The following is a 20,425-nucleotide window of genomic DNA, read 5'->3' as shown; positions in this document are numbered from 1 at the left end:
AACCAGCAAAACCCTTGTGCCGTCAATGCCTTGCCGAATCTACCCAGAGCTTATCCACAGACTTACCCGACGAAAACGGGGATAAGACGCTCGCTCAACACATGCGGAAAAATCGCCCATTTTTTAGGCGATTCAAAAAAACCGCTAATCAGTCAATGGTTTGCGCAATCCATCCAGAGCTTATCCACAGGCTTACGCGACCTGAACGGGGATAAGTGTTGTTTATCCCCAGTGCGCCGCAAAAACTCTCAGCTGCCGCGCAGACGGCGCCGGGTCACGCTTTCGCCGCCAATACCCCAGTTGTCGGTGTCCACTTCGTCGATGACGACGACCGTGGTCTGGGGGTTCTTGCCCAGCACATCGCGCAGCAAGTCGGTGACGCCGGCGATCAGTTCGGCCTTTTGCTCGGGCGTCGCGCCTTCGCGGGTAATCTTGATATTGACGTAGGGCATGGGTCTCTTTCTCTGCTTGGGAAGCTGAGCTTAGCCAACGCAAAATTTCGCGTAAATTGAATTATTGCGATAGCTGACATCTCCGATTCAGATCAATCAACCCGCCACGAAATCGCCCAATTTATAGGCAACGCCTTTTTTCCCTTGCGAGACAAGGTGCTAGCTGACCTGTCCAGAGCTTATCCACAGACTTGCCCGACCAGAACGGGGATAAATACAGTTCGTCCGCACGCCCTGCTAGACTGCGACTTTGTGCCGCCCTGCCCTTTCATGAAACAGAAAATCGCCACTTTTCTTCTTGCTGCCCTGCTCGGCTATGCCTCAAGCGCACTGGCCGGCTTTCTCGATCGGGAAATTGCCTTCTCAGAAGCGCAGATCCAGAACGCACTCGCCAAATCGGGCACCCAGGCGCGCAATTACGGCGGCCTGATGACCGTGGCCCTGGCCGAAGCGCCGCACATCGTGCTTGGCACACCGGAAAACCGCGTCGGCATCAGCGCCCGCGTCAATATCGCCCTGCTGGGCAACCCGGCGGTACCGGTCGATGTCACCGGCAACGCCGGCATCCGCTACGACGACAACGCCAAAGCCTTCTTCCTGGAAAACCCCGTCATCGACACGGTCGAATCCCTGGCCCTGCCCCGCGAGTCGGAAGCCTCCGCCCGCCGCGTGGTCAATTCACTGATCACCACCTACTTTCGCAGCAAGCCGGTCTATACCCTGCGCGAAAACGGCAACGCCCAGGAACTGGCGGCGCGCTGGCTGCTGCGCTCGGTGCGCATCGAACCGGGCAAGGTCGTCGCCACCTTGTCGCCCCTGTGAATCAAACAACGAATTCATCCGGAAATCGTATGTCCCAGCCCATTTTTCCCCAAACGCCACGGTTGACCGGTAGCGATGCCGAGTCGATGCGGCAGCAGATCCTCGCTTACTTTCACGCCACCTTCGACCGCTACGAGCAACTGTTCGAGGTGCTCAAGGACGATGCGGCCTATACCGTCAAGCCGATCGCGCTGCGCCATCCGCTGATCTTCTACTTCGGCCACACCGCAACCTTCTTCATCAACAAGCTGGTACTGGCCGGCCTGCTTGAAGAACGCATCAATCCGCAATTCGAGTCGATGTTCGCCATCGGCGTCGATGAAATGAGCTGGGATGATCTCAACGACGCGCGTTACGACTGGCCGACCGTAGCCGCGGTGCGCGCCTACCGCAAGCAGGTGCGCCAGACGGTCGACCACCTGATCCGGAGCAAAACGCTCAGCCTGCCGATCAACTGGGACAACCCGTGGTGGGTGATCCTGATGGGCATCGAGCACGAACGCATCCATCTCGAAACCTCGTCGGTGTTGATCCGCCAGCACCGGCTCGACTACGTGCAGCCGCACCCGGACTGGGAACCCTGCCGCGAGAGCAGCCTGGCGCCGCAAAACACCCTGGTCGATATCCCCGCCGCCAGTTTCCGCCTTGGCCGCGACCGCAGCGAGCCGCAAATCTACGGCTGGGACAACGAATTCGGCCGCCACCCGGCGTCGACCGGTAACTTCCAGGCCAGCCGCCATCTCGTCTCCAACCAGGAATTCCTCGCCTTCGTCGAGGCCGGCGGCTATGCCGACGATGCGCTGTGGACGGAAGAAGGCCGCGCCTGGAAAACTTTTGCCCAGGCGGAACAGCCGACTTTCTGGATCCGCCAGGGCCGCCAGTGGCGCCTGCGCCTGATGCTCGAAGAAGTGCCGATGCCCTGGAACTGGCCGGTCGAAACCAACCAGCACGAGGCCAAGGCCTTCTGCAACTGGCTGGCCCGCCAGACCAACCAGCCGGTACGTCTGCCGACCGAAGACGAATGGCAGGCGCTGCGCCTGTTCGCCGGCGTCCCCGACCTGCCCGGCGACGGCCCGGATGCCAATCTCGGACTGGCGCATTTTGCCTCCAGTTGCGCGGTCGACCGCTACGCGCACGGCCCGCTCTTCGATGTGATCGGCAACGTCTGGCAATGGCTGGAAACGCCGATTTACCCGCTCCCGGGTTTCGAAGTCCATCCCTGCTACGACGATTTCACGACACCAACCTTCGACGACCGCCACAACCTGATCAAGGGCGGCTCGTGGATTTCCTGCGGCAACGAAGCCGCGCCGGTTTCGCGCTACGCCTTCCGCCGCCACTTCTTCCAGCACGCCGGTTTCCGTTATGTCGTCAGCGACGCGCCAGCCGGCCGCCCGGCCTCGCATTACGAAACCGACCGCCTGGTCTCCGAGTACATAGAATTCCACTACGGCGCCGAATACTACGGCGTGCCCAACTTCCCGCTGACCCTGGCCCGCATGGCGATCAGCGCCATGGGTAACAAGCCGGCCGGCAAGGCCCTCGACCTCGGCTGCGCCACCGGCCGTGCCAGCTTCGAGCTGGCGCGCCATTTCAACAAGGTCACCGGCATCGATTTCTCGGCCCGTTTCATCGGCATCGGCACGCAACTGATCGAACAGGGCCGGCTCGGCTACACCCTGGTCGATGAAGGCGAGCTGCTCAGCCACAAGGAATGCAGCCTGGCCGAACACGATCTGGCAAGCGTCGCCGGCAAGGTCGAGTTCTTCCAGGGCGACGCCTGCAACCTCAAGCCCATCTTCACCGGCTACGACCTGATCCTCGCCGCCAACCTGATCGACCGCCTGTACAGCCCGGCCCGCTTCCTGGAAAGCGTGCACGAACGCCTCAACCCCGGCGGCCTGCTCATGCTGACCTCGCCCTACACCTGGCTGGAAGAACACACCAAACGCGAGGAGTGGATCGGCGGCTTCAAGAAGGACGGCGAGAACCTGACCACGCTCGATGGCCTGAAAGCCATGCTGGGCGAACACTTCCGGCTGGTGAACGGACCGCTTGAAGTGCCCTTCGTGATCCGCGAAACGAAACGCAAGTTCCAGCACACGCTGGCCGAAGTGACGATCTGGGAACGCCGCTGAGCCGCAGCTCATGGCGCGTAGCGGCGTTTTTCCGATGAACTGGCAACAGCTTGCACTCGGCTTGGCTACGCTGCTGCTTTCCAGTCTCGGCAGCGCCGGCGAAACAGCAAGCGACATTGCTCCCGGCCATTACGTGCCGGCCGGCGACTGGGGAACGCTGAGCATCACGACCGATGCATCCGCCCGGACCCGTTTCGACATCGAAAGCATGGGCGGCAACTGCCATCTCTGCGCAGTATCCGGCGTCATCCATGGCACCACCGGAATCGCCGACGCCTGGCAGGAGGATGACAATGCCGCCCGCTGCAGGATCGCATTCCGGCAGCGCGGGGGGCAGATCGCCGTCGAGCCGATCACCGAGGAAGAATGTCGCAACTACTGTGGTGCGCGCGCCGGATTCGCCGGCATCTACAAAACGCTGCCGGCCCGGTGCACGCATCAGGCACAACAGGCAGGCCGCAAGGCCTTTCTTGAACTGTACCGCGCCCGCCAGTTCGCCGCAGCCAGCGAAAAGTTGGCGCAACTGCTGGCCGCATGTGGCGAGTTCATGAACTGGGTAGAAATCGACGCGGTCAGAAACGATCTCGCTTTGGCCCAGTTTCATGACGGCAAACCCGCCGCCTGCCTGACAACACTTGCCGCCACACGCGCCGCCAAAGCGGTGGATGCAGACGACCTTGGCCTGCCGCCCTGTGATCACGACAACTACATAGAAGTCGCCAAAGCCACCTGGCACAACCTGACGCTCTGCAAAAAAGCGAACACACGACATCGCTAAGTCACCTGCAGCTCGACGCAGGGCTGACGAAGGCCCGGACAGGACATGCTGTATGATTATCCCGAATCACTAATCCAGCGATCCGGACAATCGAACCATGCACTCTGCCCCCATTGCCAGCCGGCAAACTGCCGAACGCCTGCGCGAACAGGCCCTCAACCGGCTCAATGCCGACTTTGCTCCGGAAAACCTCGCGGCCGACCTGGCTGCACAGCAGCCGGCAGATTCCGCCACCGATCAAGTGCAAGAAAATGCTGAAAAGGCTGCACCAAACAACCTGATCCCCGACGGCTACAGCGAAACCTTCCTCCCCTCGAAAAAGAGCCAGCTCGGCAAAACACGCGGCATTTTCTGGCTGACGATGCTTGCAGTCATCGCCTTCACGGCTTTTTCGGGCGGCAAGACAACGCCAGGCAGTCTTGGCATCACGCTGATCATCACACTCACCATTGCCATCTCGATTGACTGGTACCTGCGGCGCCAGCTTTCCGGCGAGGAAGCCTACGTTCGCCTCGATCGCCAGGGCATCGAATCGCCCCTGTTCCGGGGCAAGGACAAGCGCCTCGACTGGCTGGAAATCGATGGCATCACACTGGAAGCCAGCCAGGGCGTGCGCCAGCTCCTGTTCCAGCTGGGCGAAGCGCCGGGGCGCAAAAACCAGCGCGACTTCTGGACCGGGACCAACGCCGCCCGGCCGGCCATCGCCCTCAGCGGCTTTGAACCGGCCACGCAGGAAAAGCTGTTCGAGGCGGTGAGCCGTTGCCAGCAACAGGCCCGCGGCAACACGCCGGACGCCACGCCCCAGGCCAACCCGCTGGCCGAAGAAAGACTGTTCCAGGAAAAGCTCAAGTCCTTCACCCCGACGCCCTGGGTCACCTGGCTGCTGGTCGCCGCCAACGTGCTGCTCTGGGGCCTGACCCTGCTCAACGGCGCCGGCATCCTGAAGACGCCGAGCGAGCAATTGCTTCTCTGGGGCGGCAATGCCGCCTCCGAAGTCCAGCGCGGCGAATGGTGGCGCCTGCTTTCTTCCACCTTCATGCACAACGGCGTGATGCACCTGTTCATGAACATGCTCGGGCTGGCCAGCATCGGCATCACCGTCGAGCGCATCTACGGCCACCGCCTGTTTCTCCTGATCTACCTCGGTTCGGGCCTGACCGGCAGCGTGCTCAGCCTGTTCTTTGCTGCGCAGCAGGCCGTTTCGGTCGGCGCCTCAGGCGCCGTCTTCGGCATCGCCGGCGCCCTGCTGGTCGGCATTTACCAGCATCGCCAGCAGTTGCCTGCCACTTTCAGCAAACCAACCCTGAGCGGCATCGGATTTTTCGTTTGCTACTCGTTGCTGCAGGGCTTCACGCATCCGGGCATCGACAATGCGGCCCACGTTGGCGGCCTGCTCGGTGGTTGCCTGCTCGCCTTTATCCTGCCCGAGCGTTTCGACAGCGAGCACTTTGCCCGCAGCTTCCGTCAGCGCGCCCTTGTCGCGCTGGCCATTATCACCGTCGTCACCACCGGACTGGCCAGCCTGGCGCCGCCGGCAGCAGTCGACATGCACCGCCTGTTTGCCAGCAGCGCCGTGACCATGCGCGGCCTGCAAGGTTTTGACGCAGCCATGCAGGCGCTCAAGGCCGAGCAGGAAAACCTGCGCGCCGGCAAGTTGACCGAAAGGGAAGCCGACGACCGCAGCCGCAGCGTCTTCGCCCCGATGTTTGCCAAGGTCCTGCCGGACCTGAAGCAGGCCTACCTCCCGCCGAACGACCCGCGCCGCCCGCTGATCGAGAGCAGCGCGCGCATCACCGAGTTGCTGCTCGAATCACTGGCGATGCAGTCGATTTACCGCGAAGGCAGCGACAAGCCCGAGCCAGCCGACCCGGCACGCATGGCCGAGATCGAGAAGGAACTCGAGGAGGAGACGCAACGTTTTGCCAGCCAACTCGAAGAAGCGAAGAAAAAAGGCAAATCGGCGGCAAAATAGCGCTGGCGCAGCGGTCGACCGCTGCAAACAGGCAAAAATCACGGAGGCGAAACCATGCAACGTTGTCCCTGGTGTGAAGGTTTCGACCTCTACCGCCAATATCATGACCAGGAATGGGGCGTGCCGCTGCGCGACGACCAGGCGCTGTTCGGACTATTGCTGCTCGAAGGCGCCCAGGCCGGCCTGTCGTGGGCGACCATCCTGAAAAAGCGCGAACACTACCGACGCGTTTTCGACGACTTCGACCCGGTCAAAATTGCGGCCTACGACGAAGCCAAGGTCGCCGCCCTGCTCGCCGATCCGGGCATCGTGCGCAACCGGCTCAAGGTCGCCGCCGCGATCCGCAACGCGCAGGCCTTCCTGGCGCTGAGCGCCGACGGGCAAAGCTTCTCGGACTTCCTGTGGAGTTTCGTCGGCGGCCAGCCGATCCAGAATCAGCGGTCGGCGCTGAGCGAGGTGCCGGCCCGCACGCCGGAATCGGATGCAATGAGCAAGGCGCTCGCCAAGGCCGGCTTCAAGTTCGTCGGCTCGACCATCTGCTACGCCTTCATGCAATCCTGCGGCATGGTCAACGACCACCTGACCACTTGCCCGCGCCACGCTGAAGTGCAGCAGAGCAAGAACTGATCAGTTCTCGAGGCGGCGGACTTCCCGGTATTCGCGCACGACGACCGCTTCGCCCTCGATGATGTCCGCGTCGCGCTGGCTGCGGATATCCGCCATCGCCTTGCGCAGCGCCCGCGTCTTCCACCAGAAATAACCGACACCAATGGCGCCGAGCAAGGCCACGACCGGAATCAGCACGACGGAAAACATCACGCCAAGCACCAGCGTCGCAAGACCAAGCAGCGTGGCAACAACTTTCTGGAAGGGATTCAGCGAACTGGTCTGGATGGTGATCATGGCTACCTGAGGCTTGCCGGCGCAGGATGCCTGGCGCTGGCTGGGTGGATGGATGTCGGGCCGGCAAACGAACCGCGGCCACAGCAGGAAGATACGGGCGGCCACGGGCGTTTTCAAGTAACCGATTGCAACGGGCTGTACCGGTGCTTCAAGGCGACGGCTGCATCGGGGTTGTTGGCGGGCGGGGAGTTATCGACTCGATTGGGCAGAGTTGAGAGACTGCTTACGCCCCTCTGCAGTCCTTCGGTCAAAACGTGTTCTTGAGGCAGCTTTCAAAGCCAAGCAGTCACATAGCGCAATTGCATACTGATCGGATGTCCAGCTATTTGATAGCATCGTGTCCACAAATCCCGATCAACAGCAAACAGGGGAACTCCTCGCTACGCAAACAAACCCGGCGCGAAGCCAAGATGCTCTACTGGATGCCCCATGGCAAGACCAGCAAGATGCGCGGCGGCTGAACCCAGCCAACCTGACCGGCTTCACGAACAAAGGTATATGAGCACCACAAATCCATGGAAAATCACGATCTCAGCAAAACCGCCCCAAGTTTTCGGCAATATTTCGGACCAAACGCGCACTTTCACGGCCCTTCCGTCGAAATATCCTTTCCGGCCTTCCCGTATCGTTACCAAATCAAGGCGCTGATCAGTCATCTGCTTGCCATTGGCTGCGAAATCTCCGCATACGAGGGCGAAGAAACAGTTGGCCTGGCCGAGGCCATCGGCATTCTGAGCAGCATCCTCCATACCCGCTGGGTCACGCCTGACTGGAATTACGGAACGACCGACTCGACAAGCTGGGTATGCCTCGCCCATATCTATCCACAGATCAGCATATCCCTCCTGCTCGCAGTATTCAGGACGCTCTGCGAGTATCCGACACCGAGTGAGGAAACCATCCATAACCTGCTGTTTCAGGCTCGTCGCATAAACAGCATCGATAGCGTCACCATCCTGCTGAACCGCGCAGCCAGAAACCAGAGAGTCAGTTTCACGCCAGTCAGCATCCAGACCAATACAAACCAGCTCGGCCAGGGTAGGCGGGGTCTTCATTGCTTTGGCATTGCCAACGAACTGGACAGCCTGAGCGGTCTGCGCCTGTCAATCGACAAACTGGGCACGATCGAATTCCTGCATCGCATGGGGTTGCCCACCACCCGCGCTGCAGTCGCCTACAATCCGGAGCAAGCACAGCATGTTGCACGGCAACTGGGATATCCCTGCGTGATCAAGCCAATCACGCTCGGCAAGGGTAAAGGCATCACAACCAATATACGGAATGCCAGGCAAATCACCAGCGCGGTTCACTACGCACATTCGGCGGGTGGTTTTCCAATCATGGTCGAGGGACAGATCGATGGATTCGACCACCGCATGCTGGTGATAAATGGCAAACTGCTTTCAGCCTATCGGCGGACGCCACCCCATGTACTCGGCGACGGGATAACGCCAATCCGGCAATTGATTGACGCCGAAAACCGGCGGAGGATGGAACAAAAGGGAAGCGCCGACCGTTACCTCAAACCCATCCTCGTCGACCAAGCGCTCCATGACTTTCTCGACGGGCAGGACGGCTTGTCGCTCGACACCATCCCGGAAGCGGGACAATGTATCTACCTTAGAGGTCAGGCCAACCTGGCACAAGGCGGCACGCTCTCCAATCTCACCCGTAACATTCATCCCGACAACCATGAATTGGCGATCCAGGTGGCTCGCCTCTTTCGCGTCCACGCAATGGGCATTGATTTCATGACTTCGGATATCGCCGTTTCCTGGAAAGACAGCCCGTGCGCCATCATCGAAGTAAATTGCACTCCCGGCCTCTCCGGCATCGGAGATGCCACGCTGGCGCTGCGCACCCTGCTGCCCAAGCGGCTTTCCGGCAGGATTCCGACCTTTCTGGTGGTCGCCCCACCATCGGAAGGCAATGAGCTATGCCGTTCTATCGCAAATATCCTGGAATCAAACGGCTTGATCGCCACGCTTCATTTGGCCAATGCCACCGCCCCCGGCCAAACCCAAAGTCCTCCATCTCTCGGCTGGCGAGTTGAACGATCTGTTCTCGACCCTGCCACGACAGCGCTGGTCATTCAGATTTCCGCAAGCGAACTATTGCGCAACGGGGCACCGATCGACAATTGCGATGCCATCTTCTGGCCTCACGCAAAGCACCTGCCACACCCCCTGGATGAAACAATCGAAGACATCCTCCGTTGCTTTACCAACACCAAACGGATTGACCACCCCGTGACACACGACGAACTGGTGACCAAAATTGACGAAGTACTGACGGAATTCGCAACGGAACCAGACAATATCCGCCCAACGATTGAACTCTTACCGACAATTGCTCAACACGCTGGAAACGACGCGGATTTTGTAATACGACAAGTACGTTTCTGGCGCATCCCCGCCATTCCCATGCACTGGATCAGCAATCAGCTCCAACAGGAAGACGCCAAAGTAGCCGATGGCATGCTCGACAACTACCGGCTGGCCGAGATTTTTACAACACTAAGCAATGAACGGCTTAGTACTGCAGAAAAACTGACGCTTGCTCCAATGCAGGAAGGCGCCTCCTGGGACACACCATTTTTCATCCGTGAGCTTAACCCTGCCATCACCGGAGGAAGTGCCGCAGAAGCAGCCGCAAGTTTCGCCGCTGCGTACCTGAACCGGTTGATCGGGGAATACTTTTCCACCCCGCGAAAATTTTAGGCACCACAACAATGTGGTCTGCAAAAAACTTGGGACATTAGTCACCTTCTGGCAGTAAGCGGCCTATTGAAAGGCAGGTTAGTAGAACGGACCAAAGTTCGCTTATGGCCGAATCCAGCCTAAGAAATTCGCATTGTCATTGCGCGAGCTCTCTCGCTTCCCGAACCCGCTGACAAAGACCAAAGGCCACCGGAACGAAAAACCTCAAATCGCCGGCAATCCGCAGCGCTGGCGCGCCCTATTGCAGGCTGCGTGTTCAATATCAAATTCACGGCACGGCGACGGTCGGCCGTCGTAAATCGTGCAATTTACCGCTTCGCCGACCTGGCCGGCGAGTGCGATGCAGCGCGGCGGCGCATCGTCGGTGCCGCGCATGCGCACGATGTTGGGGGTGACCGGCAAGGTCATCGCGAGCGGCACGCCCTCGCCCCAGGCGAAGGCCCCGCCAGCCAGTTCGGCGGGATGGAAATCGACGCGAAAGCTGACGCAGCAGGCGCCGCAGCTTTGGCAGACGCTCATCCGAGATCGACCCGGCAGCGCCACAGTTGGTGGCCGGAAGCGAGGTATTTTTTCTCGAAGGGCGTCATCGGAACGTCCGTCGCATAGGCTTCGGCGGCCACCGGCTGGCCGCTCAGCCAGCCCAGCGCGAGCGCCATTTCCTCGATGTAGATGTGCCAGTTGCTGCGGCATTCGAGCACGCCGCCCAACGCTTTCCATACGGGGAAGACAGCGTGCCCCTGCCAGCGCCGCGCCAGATGGCCGATCTTCGGCCACGGGTTCGGGTAGAGGTTGTAATGCAGCGCCAGGCGGATGCCGTTTTCGGCGAGCAGGCGCCAGAAATCAACCAGGTCGGCGCGGATCAGCACGGCGTTGGCGGGCATTTCCATGGGTTTGCCACGGCTCAGGCGGTCGACCGACTGATCGACGCCAAAAACGAAATGATCGGGAAACTGCTGCGCGATGTTCAGCGTGCTCCAGCCGACACCGCAGCCGGCATCGAGGATCAGCGGCGCGCTGCGGCCGAACTGTTCCCAGGCGGCCAGGGCAGCGGCAAACGCCTCGCGGTTGTAATCGGCAACCGGCTTCCTGAACGGATGCGCCATGTGGCGGCGGACCAGCGCTTCGAGATCGCGGTGCGGGCCGTCCTGGGCGCTGCTGATGAAACGCGAGTTGCCTTCGTTCATGCCGCGAGTCGCTCCGGGGTCAGGATGCCCGCCGCGAGCAGCGCCGCCTCGACATCTTCGGCCGCCTTGATCGGGCGCAGCAACTGGTAAAGCGCCTCGGCCTCCGGGTAATTGCGGCGCAGCATGGCCAGCCACTGCTTGAGGCGGCCGCCGGCATGCACCGGCACCACCTTGCGGCGGATGCCCAGCCAGTAATTGCCGACGCCGGGCAGGATTTCCTCCCAGCCGCCGACGGCTTCGCCGCGCACGCGGCGGGCGAGCAGCGGATCGGCAACAGCGCCACGACCGATCATGATGTCGGCGCAACCGGTCACCTGCTGGCAATTGCGGAAATCCTCGACCGTCCATACCTCGCCGTTGGCGATCAGCGGAATGTCGATCGCGGCGCGCACCTTGTCGATCCACTCCCAGCGCGCCGGCGGTCGATAGCCGTCGGCCTTGGTACGGCCATGCACGATCAGCTCGTCGATGCCGGCGGCGGCAAGCGCCTGGGCGTTTTCCACAGCGCGGCTGGTGTCGTCGATACCGAGCCGCATTTTGGCCGTAAACGGGATGTCGACCGGTACGACGGCGCGCACCGCGGCAGCAATTTCGTGCAGTAGTTCCGGCTCGCCAAGTAGCGCCGCACCGCCGCGATGGCGATTGACGGTCGGCGCCGGGCAGCCGAAATTGAGATCGACCCCGGCCGGCTTCAGGCTGACCAGCCGGCGCGCGTTCTCCGCCATGAAATGCGGGTCGGAGCCGAGCAACTGCACGCGCATCGGCGTGCCGCTTGCCGTCCGGCTGTCATTGAGCAACTCCGGGCAGATGCGCTCGTAGGTCTTGGCCGGCAGCAGCGTGTTGGAAACCCGGACGAATTCGCAAATCCCCCAGTCGTAGCCGCCGATATCGGTCAGCACACCGCGCAACAAATCGTCGGCGAGGCCTTCCATCGGGGCGAGAAGAATGCGGGACATGCGGCGGAATCCGGGTGAGGAAGGAAAGGGGCGCATTATAATCCGCGCCATGCTGCGCTTCGTCCTCGATACCAATGTCGTCCTCGACCTTTTCCACTGGGCCAATACCGATGCCGTGCCTATCATGGCGGCGCTCGAGGCCGGCCGCATCGAGTGTTTTGTCGATGAGCGCACGCTCGACGAGTTGCAGCGGGTGCTGACCTATCCGCAACTCAAAATGACCCCGGAAATGATCGTTGACCGCTACGCCCGCTACAGCGGCCTGGTCAAATGCGTTCCCGCCGGCGAGGCGCCGCACCTGCCGCGCTGCAAGGACCGCGACGACCAGAAGTTCCTCGAACTCGCCGCCCGCTGCGGCGCCGACGTGCTGGTCAGCAAGGACAAGGCGCTGTTGAAACTGCGCGGCCGCACGACACTGACTTTCCAGATCATGAAACCGGCCGCGGCTTCGGCGCTGCTTGCAGGCTGACGCGATGCCGGCTTACTCCTGACGCCGCCGGAACACCCAGCTCTTCTCGTCGGAAGCTTCCGGCACCCAGGCGTAGCCGTCGCTGTCGAAATCCTTCAGGCCTTCCGGATCGGTCAGGCGGTTGAGCACGGCGTAGCGCGTCATCAGACCGCGCGCCCGTTTGGCGTAGAAGCTGATGATCTTGTAGCGGCCGCCCTTCCAATCCTCGAACACCGGCTGGATCAGTTGTCCCTTGATCTTGCGCCCGACCGCCGCCTTGAAATATTCCTCGGAAGCGAGGTTGACCGCTACGGGATGCGGCATCGCGTCGAGTTCGGCATTGATCGCGTCGAGCAGGGTTTCGCCCCAGAAAGCGTAGAGATCCTTGCCCGCCTGGTTGGCGAATTTGGTGCCCATTTCCAGGCGGTAGGGCTGGATCAGGTCGAGCGGCTTGAGGATGCCGTAGAGGCCGGAGAGGATGCGCACCTGGCTTTGCGCGAAGTCGAGATCGTCGGCACCCAGCGTATTGGCGCTCAGACCGTCGTAGACATCGCCGTCGAAGGCAAGCACGGCCTGCTTGGCGTTGTCCGGGGAAAACGGCAGCGACCAGTCGGCGTAGCGGTTGAAATTGAGCAGCGCCAGCGGATCGGAAAGGTCCATCAGGTTGGCGATGTCGGCCGGCGACAGTTTGCGCAGCTGTTTGATCAGCGTTTCCGACTGTTTCAGGTAGGCCGGCAGGCTGTGCGTGGCGACATGCGGCGGCGTCTTGTAGTCGAGCGACTTGGCGGGGGAGAGGAAGATCAGCATGTTGCCCATCTTACCGGAAGCCTTTCAGGCGTGCAGCGCCTGCCGGCGGATGGCGCTCGGCGCGAAGCCGAAGCGGCGGCGAAAGCGCACGGCAAAGTGCGAGGGCGACTGGTAGCCGACCTGCAGGGCGATCTGCGTCACCGGCTGCGCGCTGCATTGCAGCAGGTTGAGCGCGAACGACAGGCGCGCATCGACCAGGATTTCCGACAGGCTGGTCGCCTCCTCGGCCAGGCGCCGGCGCAGCGTTGCCTCGCTCATCGCCAGCTCGGCGGCGACGGCGGCGGCACTCCACTCCTGCGCCAGATCACGCCCGATCAGGCGGCGCACCTTGAGCGCAGCGGTCAACGCCTCGACCGGAGCAAATTTGCCGCCGTGCGCGCCTATCCACAACAGCATTTCGGCGGCCCGGTGCCGGGCAATGTCGAGCGGCATGTCGCCATCCTCGACGGCATCTACCGCGCGCCGGAAGGCTGCCATGAACTCGGCGGAGCGGGCGGGCAGCGGCAAGGCCTGGCGGATCACCGGCTGCGCCGGATGCGCCGCGGCGTGCGCGGCGATCAGCCCTGCATCCCAGGCCAGCCAGAATGCGCGATAGCTGCCGTCCGCGGCCGGCTGGTTGATGATGTTCACCGTCTGGCCGCCGGCAATCGCGACCGCCTCGCCGGCGCCGATGACGCATTCGCCCTGTTCCCGACGTAGCGTCTTGCTGCCGCGCTCGACGACGATCAGCACCGGCTGCTCGATGCACAGGCGCTTGAATTCGAGCGCCTGCTTCTGCAGCACGCTGGCCGTGGTGGCGACGCCGGAGCGATGGAGGATGCGCGGTTGCATGCGGTTCCCGTTCTGGTTGGCAAAGGGCGGGCGATGGTTTTTGCCGTTTTGGCAGCGTCGACCGCTGGCCGCATCATAGCGGCCAGTACGCCCAAGGCTCAACGCGCCCCGTGCAAAGTCAGGCTGGCCTTGCCCAGACCGTTCGCCCAGCTCATGAAACCGACCAGCGCCGGCGTCGCGTTGGGCGGCAGTTCGAGCTTTTCGACCTTGAGCGCATGCACGGTGATGATGTAGCGGTGATTCTGCCCGACCGGCGGGCAGGCGCCGAGATAACCGGGCTGGCTGGCGTCGTTGGCGATGCTCAAGGCCCCGGCCGGCAGCTGGCCGCCGACGCTGCCGGCGCCGGCCGGCAATTCGTTCACGCTGGCCGGGATGTTGGCGATCACCCAGTGCCACCAGCCGGAACCGGTCGGCGCGTCAGGGTCGTACATGGTGATGACAAAACTCAGGGTACCGGCCGGCGCGCCGGACCATTTGACCTGCGGCGACTGGTTGCCGCCCTGGCAGCCGAACGTGTCGGCGTACTGCGCGGCGGGCAGCCGGCCGTCGCTCTGGCTGGCGCTCTCCACCTTGAACTCGGCGGCCTGGGCGAGACCGGCGACGAGCGCCAGCACGGTCAACAGGCTGAAATTGCTGTTTTTGCATTGCATGTTATTTCTCCTTGCGGGTTAAGACCGTCCGCAGTTTGCCGACGCCGCCCGCCAAGCGCTGTCCTGCAACGCTCAAGGAGTGTTGCGATCCGCTCAAGTTGCGGCCGATCAGGCGCGCCACGCCTCCGGCCGATCGCGTCACCGGCAGCGATGGCCGCCGCCAATCGCCGCCCGGCTGGTAAAATCCTTTCTTTGTATTTACTGGAACACCCATGAAACGAACCCGCTTCGGCTCGCGCGACCGTCTTTCCCGCGATGCTGCTGAACTCCAGCGTCTGTCCACCGGCCTTTCCGAATCCGGCGGCAAGCTTGAAGACAGCTATTGGGAAGCCCAGCTCGGCGAAATGGTCGACAGCCTGTTGAAGAACGGCGCCGAGGACGACATCAATACCGCGCTCGACCGCCTCTTCGAAGCCAACCCGCGCGCCCACGACGAACTCGCCGACATGGTCGAAGCGCGCGCCGAAACCATGCGCATGGACGCCAAGGGCGGCGCCTTCGACATCATGCTGTTCACCGCGCCGGTGCTCGCCTGGTCGCGCTTCTCCATCCCGTCCTGCCCGGTGCCCAAGGCCACCGTCGAAGCACTGGCGACGCATCTCGGCGCCCACGTCTTCGGCGCCGACAGCCGCGTCGCGCTGGCCGATTTCCTGTTCAGCCCGGACCAGTTGCCGCGCAGTTTCTGCGACACCTGGCTGCTCACCCAGTCGCTCGGTGAAACCGCGCTGGCCGGCCAGCACCTGGCGGTCGACACCAACGGCATGCCGGAAACCAACCGCTTCCTCTCCGACGTGCGTTACCTGGTCGGCGCCATCGCCGTGCCGCGCGGCAAGCCGCTGTTCCGCTGGAACGAGAAGGATGGCAGCAAGGAAGGCGCGCTCAAGGAATGGATCAAGCAGGGCAGCCCGAATCTCGAAGCCCTGCTCACCGGCTGCGCCTGGCAACCGCTGCTGCCCGACGCCTACCACGCCGGCTGCCGCAATGCCGACCGCCTGTCGCGCCCGTATTCGCTGAAAGCTTCGGTCGCCTTCCTGCAGACCATGCTCGGCCTGATGCCGGCCGACATCCGCGCCGTCGTCGGCCCCTGCTACGACCGCCGCATGGAGGAATACCGTGTCGGCCTCGGCCCCAAGGACGGTGAAGACACCTACCACGGCATCGTCTGGCCGCTGCTCGGCGCCGAAGACGAAGCGACCGACGCCGCCGGCGAGATCGAAGCCGTGCTGCGCGAATGCGGCGTCAAGGACGTGCTCTTCCTCGACCATCATTTCCCGATGGAATTCTGCGACGACTGCGGCGCCCCGCTCTTCCCCAATGCCGAAGCCGAACTGGCGCACGCCGAAATGCCCGAGCAGGCCGCCGCCAACTCGCAAGCCCTGCATTGACCGACCCACGGGCCGGCGCGCGCAGGCGTGCCGGCCCGATCTTGCCGACACCATGAGCAATTCATCCAATTCCGACTGGCTGGCACGCAGCCAGGCCGCCGTCTGGCACCCGTGCACTCAGATGCAGCACCACGCCGACGCGGCCTCGCCGGCGCACCTGCCGCTCGTCCCGATCGCCCGCGGCAGCGGCGCCTGGCTCTACGACTTCGACGGCAGGCGCTACCTCGACGGCATCAGCTCGTGGTGGACCAACCTGTTCGGCCACGCCAACCCGCGCATCAACGCGGCGCTCAAGGAACAGCTGGAAACGCTCGAACACGTGATGCTGGCCGGCTTCACGCACCAGCCGGTGGTCGAGCTTTCCGAGCGTTTGAGCGCGTTGACCGGTGGCGCGCTCGGCCACGCCTTCTACGCCTCGGACGGCGCCTCGGCGACCGAGATCGCGCTGAAGATGAGCTTTCATTACTGGCGCAACGTCGGCCGCCCGGAAAAGGCGGAATTCCTCTGCCTGGCCGGCAGCTACCACGGCGAAACGGTCGGCGCGCTGGCCGTCACCGACGTCGCCATCTTCAAGGATGCCTACGCGCCGCTGGTGCGCCACGCCGCGCACGTCCTGCCCTCGCCTGACTTCCGCCTCGGCGAACCCGGCGAAACGCCGGCCGACGTCGCCCGCCGCGCCGCCGCCGGCCTCGCCGACTGGCTGGAGAACAACGGCGAACGCACCGCCGCGCTGATCGTCGAACCGCTGGTGCAAGGCGCCGCCGGCATGGCGATGTACGACCCGGAATACCTGCGCCTCGCCCGCCAACTCTGCGACCAGCATGAAGTTCACCTGATCTGCGACGAAATCGCCGTCGGCTGCGGCCGCACCGGCACCTTCTTCGCGCATGAACAGGCGGAAATCCGACCCGACCTGATGTGCCTGTCGAAAGGCATCTCCGGCGGCTACCTGCCGCTCTCCATCGTGCTGTGCAGCGACACGATCTACAACGCCTTCCTCGACGACTCGGTGACGCGCGCCTTCCTGCATTCGCACAGTTACACCGGCAACCCGCTCGCCTGCCGCGCCGCGCTGGCAACGCTCGACATTTTTGAAAAAGACGATGTTCTGACGGTCAACCGCGACAAATCGGCCAGAATCGGCGCCGCGCTGGCGCCGCTGCTCGACCACCCGCAAGTCCGCCACCTGCGCCTGCGCGGCATGATCGCCGCCTTCGACGTCGCCACCGACGACCCGCACTTCTCGCGCAAGTTCTACCGCGCCGCGCTCGAACGCGAAGCGCTGCTGCGGCCGATCGGCAACACGGTCTATCTGATGCCGCCGTATGTCATCAGCGACGAGGAAATCGCGCAACTCGGACGGGTTGCGCAACAGGCGCTCGATGCCGCCCTTTCCGGGTACGGCAACTAAGCACGCATCTAGCGGTGCACACTAGGCACCGCGATTTCCGGCAACCTGGATGAGCAGAAAAACCAGTTCCTTCTTCAACTGCTCGCGCCGCTCGCCCGGCTGAGTTTCTTCAACCCGCCGGCGCAATTCGGCGACCTCCTTGCGCAGCAAGACCTCGCGCGGCGTGAAACCGGCGTTCTTGAGTACCCGGTTGACCATGCGCTGCTCGGGTGTCACGAAGGGCTCGTCCTCGAACAACAAGGGTTGCCCGGCCCCCGGCAAATCATCCAACTCGCCGCGCGCCACGGCTTCGCCGATGCGGCGCTCGGCAAGAATGTCGAAAATCGTGCTCATGGGGAAAGCCTAGCATGGGCATAAGCAGACGGCTGGTTCAAGGGCGCTTGCTACCCCGCAGACTCTGTATTACCGTCAATGCATAATTTTCTGGAGCATGCCATGACCACCACCGTTCGTACTCCGCGGCATGTAGAACAAGACCTTGCCAGCAAGCCGACGGATAAAACTCCCTATGAACTGGCCTGCGAGTCGGGTTTTATCGGATCACTAAGCACCAACGAAAATATCGCAGGAAGAGCAAAAATCCGCGCTAAAGAAGCCATTACCGGAAAACATTCAAACAAAAAAATATAAGTCTGTGATTCACAATTTGTGCCTACGCGACCTAAACCAGATAATATTTTTAGATGTTATATGCCAATCATCGTTACCTCTGATTTACTTATTAATCAAATCAAGCGTGAGTCGCTGGCTATCGCTGAAAGTTTTGACATTCTGTGTGACGATGATCTTAATGAAATTAGCGACCTCTACTCTCAAGCCGCTTTCGTTCTAATTAGCGCACTTAATGGCCAAAGACCACTCAGCAATGTGCAATCATGGGCCGTTGAAGTTTTAATAAATATTTCCATTTCTCTATCTGCTGCTGTTTATGTTCTTCGAGCAGGATATCTCCTCGTCCCCGGAACTGTTTTACGCAATGCAGTAGAAGCAATGGCTGTATGCCTACATGGATTACAGAATTCATCCGATCTAAAGAAAATCCAGAGTGGAGAATTCAACACTCCACATGCAATAACAACTGCGAAAAAAATCATCCCGCCTTTTGGCCAAATTTATGGAATGCTGTCCAATTTATTTACCCATATCAGCCCACTTCATCAAAAAATTAAGCCACTAGCCCCCTACACAGAGCAACATGCTGGTCTTGATATGAATCTAAAAACAATCCGCGCTTCAATTTGGCTATTTTATGTAGTTGTTGAATTCGCATTCATCGGTTCACTCGGCGAATCAGCCAGATATTGGAAGATAGTGTCACCAAACTCTGGAAAGTATGACCCGTCCGAAGAAGAACGCGCTTGGCTTGCCACTTATTAACCCGGCAATCCAATAGGTTCATTACGCGGCATATTGGATTTTTCGGTGTCTAAAATAGGACATAACCCGTTTTGGGCGATTCTGTATTTTCATCATTGCACCTCGCACCTTTGATTCCAGTTCATCCCGATTCCTGGCAGGCTTTCCGCCATGAACCAAGGCCTTCAGGTCGCAATTCAGATACTCGTCCGGATTGAGTTCCGGGGCGTAGGCGGGCAAGAAGAACAACTCAATGTGCTCGGTATGTTTTTCCAACCAGTCCCGAACCTTGTTGCTGTGATGCACTCGCAGGTTGTCGAGAATCAAAAACACTTTGCGTCCAGCATCACGAACCAGGCGTGCAAGGAATCGAATCAGGACAGTGGCCGTCATCGTTTCCCGATAGAGCATGAAGCGCACTTTCCCCTGGTTGGTGACCGTGGAGATCATGTTCGTGGCAAACCGGCTGCCGGGCACCCTTTGAACAGGTGTTTTTCCCGCTGGCGCATAGCTCCGGCCATGTTGGCAATCGCTACGGATGCCCGTTTCGTCACCCCAGTGAATCTCCGCCCCTTCGTCCTTGGCGCGCCGGGCGATGCGTGGGTAACTCTCCTTGAGCCAAGCCTCCACCAATTCAGGTTTCTGCTCATAGGCCCGCTTCAACGGCTTCTGCGGTGTAAAACCCCAGCGCTTGAGATACTCACCGACCGTCCGAATCGGCATGTCGATCTTGAAACGACGATGGATCAACTCCTGAACTGCTGCCCGTGTCCAGAGCGCGAAGGAAAGCTTGAGTTGGTCAGGCATTTTCTCGCTGATCAACTGCTGCACTGCCCACTCCTGTTCCACGCTGAGTGTGCGTCGCTCACCAATCTCCGTGCCTCTTTTGCCGCCTTCTACCGCCGACTTGAGGCCTTCTGCCTGGTAGCGCGACCACCAATATTGGACCGTACGGGAATGTACTCCGACCGCTAATCCAATCTCGGCAAATTCGCGTCCGTTCATTCGCATGCGAAGCGCTATCTTGCGCTTCTCCTTTTGTTGCTCTGGCCTGAGCTTGCGGGCATCTTCTTTATCCATGCAAATATCATAACATAAACGCCCTATCTATTTGCCAGGTTAATACCTTAAACAGACTCCTTGACCTTCCCTTTTCTTGCCCGTTTTCTCTAACATCAACGTTGCTGAAAACGCCACAAAATACAACTTTATAGAATCTCAAAAAATGGCAATCGGCTGGCTAAGCATCCTTAAAGCAGTTCCCTGGACCGACGTCGTCAGCAATGCGCCCAAGGTCGCCGATGGCGCGAAGAAATTGTGGGAGACGGTCGCCCGCAAGAAAGCGCCGACCGGCACTTCGCCAAGCGCGCCAAGCGACACCCCCAGCCCGGCCGATCAGGCAGCGCGGATCGCCGAATTGGCAGGCGAACTCGACCGCTTGCAGCAAGAAATGCTCGCCTCGTCGCAATTGCTCAAGACCTTGGCCGAACAGAACGCACAGCTGGTGCGCCGCGTCTATTGGCAAAGCCGCCTGCTGCTCATTGTCGGCCTGATCGCTGTGGCTGGCCTGACGCTGGTCTTGCTGCGCTGAAGCGGTCGACACCAAATCTTG

22 protein-coding genes are annotated in these 20,425 nt (G+C 61.2%); 12 read left to right on the top strand and 10 right to left on the bottom strand.

Features of this window, described 5'->3' with window-relative positions; all coding sequences use genetic code 11:
- Positions 1 to 248: 248 nt before the first annotated feature.
- A complete protein-coding gene (locus tag KI612_RS07585; protein ID WP_226443210.1) occupies positions 249 to 452 on the bottom strand; it encodes a tautomerase family protein in 204 nt (67 codons plus the stop codon).
- Between the two features lie 270 nt (positions 453 to 722).
- Between KI612_RS07585 and KI612_RS07580 the strand changes: the two genes are divergently transcribed.
- The 5 genes from KI612_RS07580 (at position 723) to KI612_RS07560 (ending at position 6,789) form a co-directional block, all read left to right on the top strand.
- Positions 723 to 1,274 (top strand): DUF1439 domain-containing protein, encoded by a 552-nt coding sequence (locus KI612_RS07580; protein WP_226443209.1) that lies wholly within the window; start codon positions 723 to 725, stop codon positions 1,272 to 1,274.
- Positions 1,275 to 1,303: 29 nt separating this feature from the next.
- Positions 1,304 to 3,412 (top strand): 5-histidylcysteine sulfoxide synthase, encoded by a 2,109-nt coding sequence (ovoA, locus tag KI612_RS07575; protein ID WP_226443208.1) that lies wholly within the window; start codon positions 1,304 to 1,306, stop codon positions 3,410 to 3,412.
- A gap of 34 nt (positions 3,413 to 3,446) precedes the next feature.
- Entirely contained in the window at positions 3,447 to 4,190 is a 744-nt protein-coding gene (locus tag KI612_RS07570; protein WP_226443207.1) for a hypothetical protein, read from the top strand.
- Positions 4,191 to 4,287: 97 nt separating this feature from the next.
- Positions 4,288 to 6,162 (top strand): rhomboid family intramembrane serine protease, encoded by a 1,875-nt coding sequence (locus KI612_RS07565; RefSeq protein WP_226443206.1) that lies wholly within the window; start codon positions 4,288 to 4,290, stop codon positions 6,160 to 6,162.
- Between the two features lie 54 nt (positions 6,163 to 6,216).
- Positions 6,217 to 6,789 (top strand): DNA-3-methyladenine glycosylase I, encoded by a 573-nt coding sequence (locus KI612_RS07560; RefSeq protein ID WP_226443205.1) that lies wholly within the window; start codon positions 6,217 to 6,219, stop codon positions 6,787 to 6,789.
- Here the strand turns inward: KI612_RS07560 and KI612_RS07555 are convergent, their stop codons facing one another.
- Entirely contained in the window at positions 6,790 to 7,170 is a 381-nt protein-coding gene (locus KI612_RS07555) for a DUF1664 domain-containing protein (protein ID WP_226443204.1), read from the bottom strand.
- Positions 7,171 to 7,580: 410 nt separating this feature from the next.
- Between KI612_RS07555 and KI612_RS07550 the strand changes: the two genes are divergently transcribed.
- Positions 7,581 to 9,785 (top strand): ATP-grasp domain-containing protein, encoded by a 2,205-nt coding sequence (locus KI612_RS07550; RefSeq protein ID WP_226443203.1) that lies wholly within the window; start codon positions 7,581 to 7,583, stop codon positions 9,783 to 9,785.
- A gap of 204 nt (positions 9,786 to 9,989) precedes the next feature.
- Here the strand turns inward: KI612_RS07550 and KI612_RS07545 are convergent, their stop codons facing one another.
- Genes KI612_RS07545 through KI612_RS07535 form a run of 3 tightly spaced genes read right to left on the bottom strand, consistent with a single transcriptional unit; the run spans position 9,990 to position 11,925 of the window.
- The gene (locus tag KI612_RS07545; protein ID WP_226443202.1) at positions 9,990 to 10,304 is read right to left on the bottom strand and encodes a YkgJ family cysteine cluster protein; all 315 of its coding nucleotides are present in this window, start codon (positions 10,302 to 10,304) and stop codon (positions 9,990 to 9,992) included.
- The gene (gene trmB / locus KI612_RS07540; RefSeq protein WP_226443201.1) at positions 10,301 to 10,969 is read right to left on the bottom strand and encodes a tRNA (guanine(46)-N(7))-methyltransferase TrmB; all 669 of its coding nucleotides are present in this window, start codon (positions 10,967 to 10,969) and stop codon (positions 10,301 to 10,303) included. Before trmB ends, KI612_RS07545 begins: the two co-directional genes overlap by 4 nt.
- Complete coding sequence (locus KI612_RS07535) at positions 10,966 to 11,925, bottom strand: tRNA dihydrouridine synthase (protein ID WP_226443200.1); 960 nt, start codon at positions 11,923 to 11,925, stop codon at positions 10,966 to 10,968. Before KI612_RS07535 ends, trmB begins: the two co-directional genes overlap by 4 nt.
- A gap of 49 nt (positions 11,926 to 11,974) precedes the next feature.
- Between KI612_RS07535 and KI612_RS07530 the strand changes: the two genes are divergently transcribed.
- On the top strand, positions 11,975 to 12,394 hold the full coding sequence (locus tag KI612_RS07530; RefSeq protein WP_226443199.1) for a putative toxin-antitoxin system toxin component, PIN family: 420 nt from the start codon (positions 11,975 to 11,977) through the stop codon (positions 12,392 to 12,394).
- 12 nt (positions 12,395 to 12,406) lie between these two features.
- Here the strand turns inward: KI612_RS07530 and yaaA are convergent, their stop codons facing one another.
- The 3 genes from yaaA to KI612_RS07515 all read right to left on the bottom strand — a co-directional run bounded on the left by yaaA (position 12,407) and on the right by KI612_RS07515 (position 14,661).
- Entirely contained in the window at positions 12,407 to 13,180 is a 774-nt protein-coding gene (gene yaaA, locus KI612_RS07525) for a peroxide stress protein YaaA (RefSeq protein ID WP_226443198.1), read from the bottom strand.
- A gap of 24 nt (positions 13,181 to 13,204) precedes the next feature.
- Complete coding sequence (locus tag KI612_RS07520; RefSeq protein WP_226443197.1) at positions 13,205 to 14,011, bottom strand: helix-turn-helix transcriptional regulator; 807 nt, start codon at positions 14,009 to 14,011, stop codon at positions 13,205 to 13,207.
- Between the two features lie 98 nt (positions 14,012 to 14,109).
- Positions 14,110 to 14,661 (bottom strand): YbhB/YbcL family Raf kinase inhibitor-like protein, encoded by a 552-nt coding sequence (locus tag KI612_RS07515; protein ID WP_226443196.1) that lies wholly within the window; start codon positions 14,659 to 14,661, stop codon positions 14,110 to 14,112.
- Between the two features lie 212 nt (positions 14,662 to 14,873).
- Between KI612_RS07515 and KI612_RS07510 the strand changes: the two genes are divergently transcribed.
- Both KI612_RS07510 and bioA read left to right on the top strand, forming a co-directional pair.
- Positions 14,874 to 16,046: a DUF2863 family protein gene (locus tag KI612_RS07510; protein WP_226443195.1), complete on the top strand. Its 1,173-nt coding sequence runs from the start codon at positions 14,874 to 14,876 to the stop codon at positions 16,044 to 16,046.
- Positions 16,047 to 16,098: 52 nt separating this feature from the next.
- On the top strand, positions 16,099 to 17,457 hold the full coding sequence (gene bioA, locus KI612_RS07505) for an adenosylmethionine--8-amino-7-oxononanoate transaminase (protein ID WP_226443194.1): 1,359 nt from the start codon (positions 16,099 to 16,101) through the stop codon (positions 17,455 to 17,457).
- Positions 17,458 to 17,478: 21 nt separating this feature from the next.
- Here bioA and KI612_RS07500 read toward each other — a convergent pair whose 3' ends face one another.
- The gene (locus tag KI612_RS07500; RefSeq protein ID WP_226443193.1) at positions 17,479 to 17,790 is read right to left on the bottom strand and encodes a DnaJ family domain-containing protein; all 312 of its coding nucleotides are present in this window, start codon (positions 17,788 to 17,790) and stop codon (positions 17,479 to 17,481) included.
- Between the two features lie 102 nt (positions 17,791 to 17,892).
- Here KI612_RS07500 and KI612_RS07495 point away from each other — a divergent pair, with 102 nt between their 5' ends.
- Entirely contained in the window at positions 17,893 to 18,087 is a 195-nt protein-coding gene (locus KI612_RS07495) for a hypothetical protein (RefSeq protein WP_226443192.1), read from the top strand.
- A gap of 60 nt (positions 18,088 to 18,147) precedes the next feature.
- Positions 18,148 to 18,834, top strand: coding sequence for a hypothetical protein (locus KI612_RS07490; protein WP_226443191.1), 687 nt, complete (start codon positions 18,148 to 18,150; stop codon positions 18,832 to 18,834).
- Between the two features lie 21 nt (positions 18,835 to 18,855).
- Here the strand turns inward: KI612_RS07490 and KI612_RS07485 are convergent, their stop codons facing one another.
- Entirely contained in the window at positions 18,856 to 19,893 is a 1,038-nt protein-coding gene (locus KI612_RS07485; protein WP_226440294.1) for an IS630 family transposase, read from the bottom strand.
- Positions 19,894 to 20,038: 145 nt separating this feature from the next.
- On the opposite strand from KI612_RS07485, the gene KI612_RS07480 reads away from it, so the two are divergent.
- Positions 20,039 to 20,404, top strand: a complete 366-nt coding sequence (locus KI612_RS07480; protein WP_226443190.1) for a hypothetical protein — start codon at positions 20,039 to 20,041, stop codon at positions 20,402 to 20,404.
- Positions 20,405 to 20,425 lie beyond the last annotated feature (21 nt).

The sequence above is a fragment of the Quatrionicoccus australiensis genome, from assembly GCF_020510525.1.
Classification (GTDB): Bacteria; Pseudomonadota; Gammaproteobacteria; order Burkholderiales; family Rhodocyclaceae; genus Azonexus; species Azonexus australiensis_B.
The sequence above is the reverse complement of the archived record's forward strand: the minus strand, read 5'-3'. Positions and strand labels throughout refer to the sequence as shown.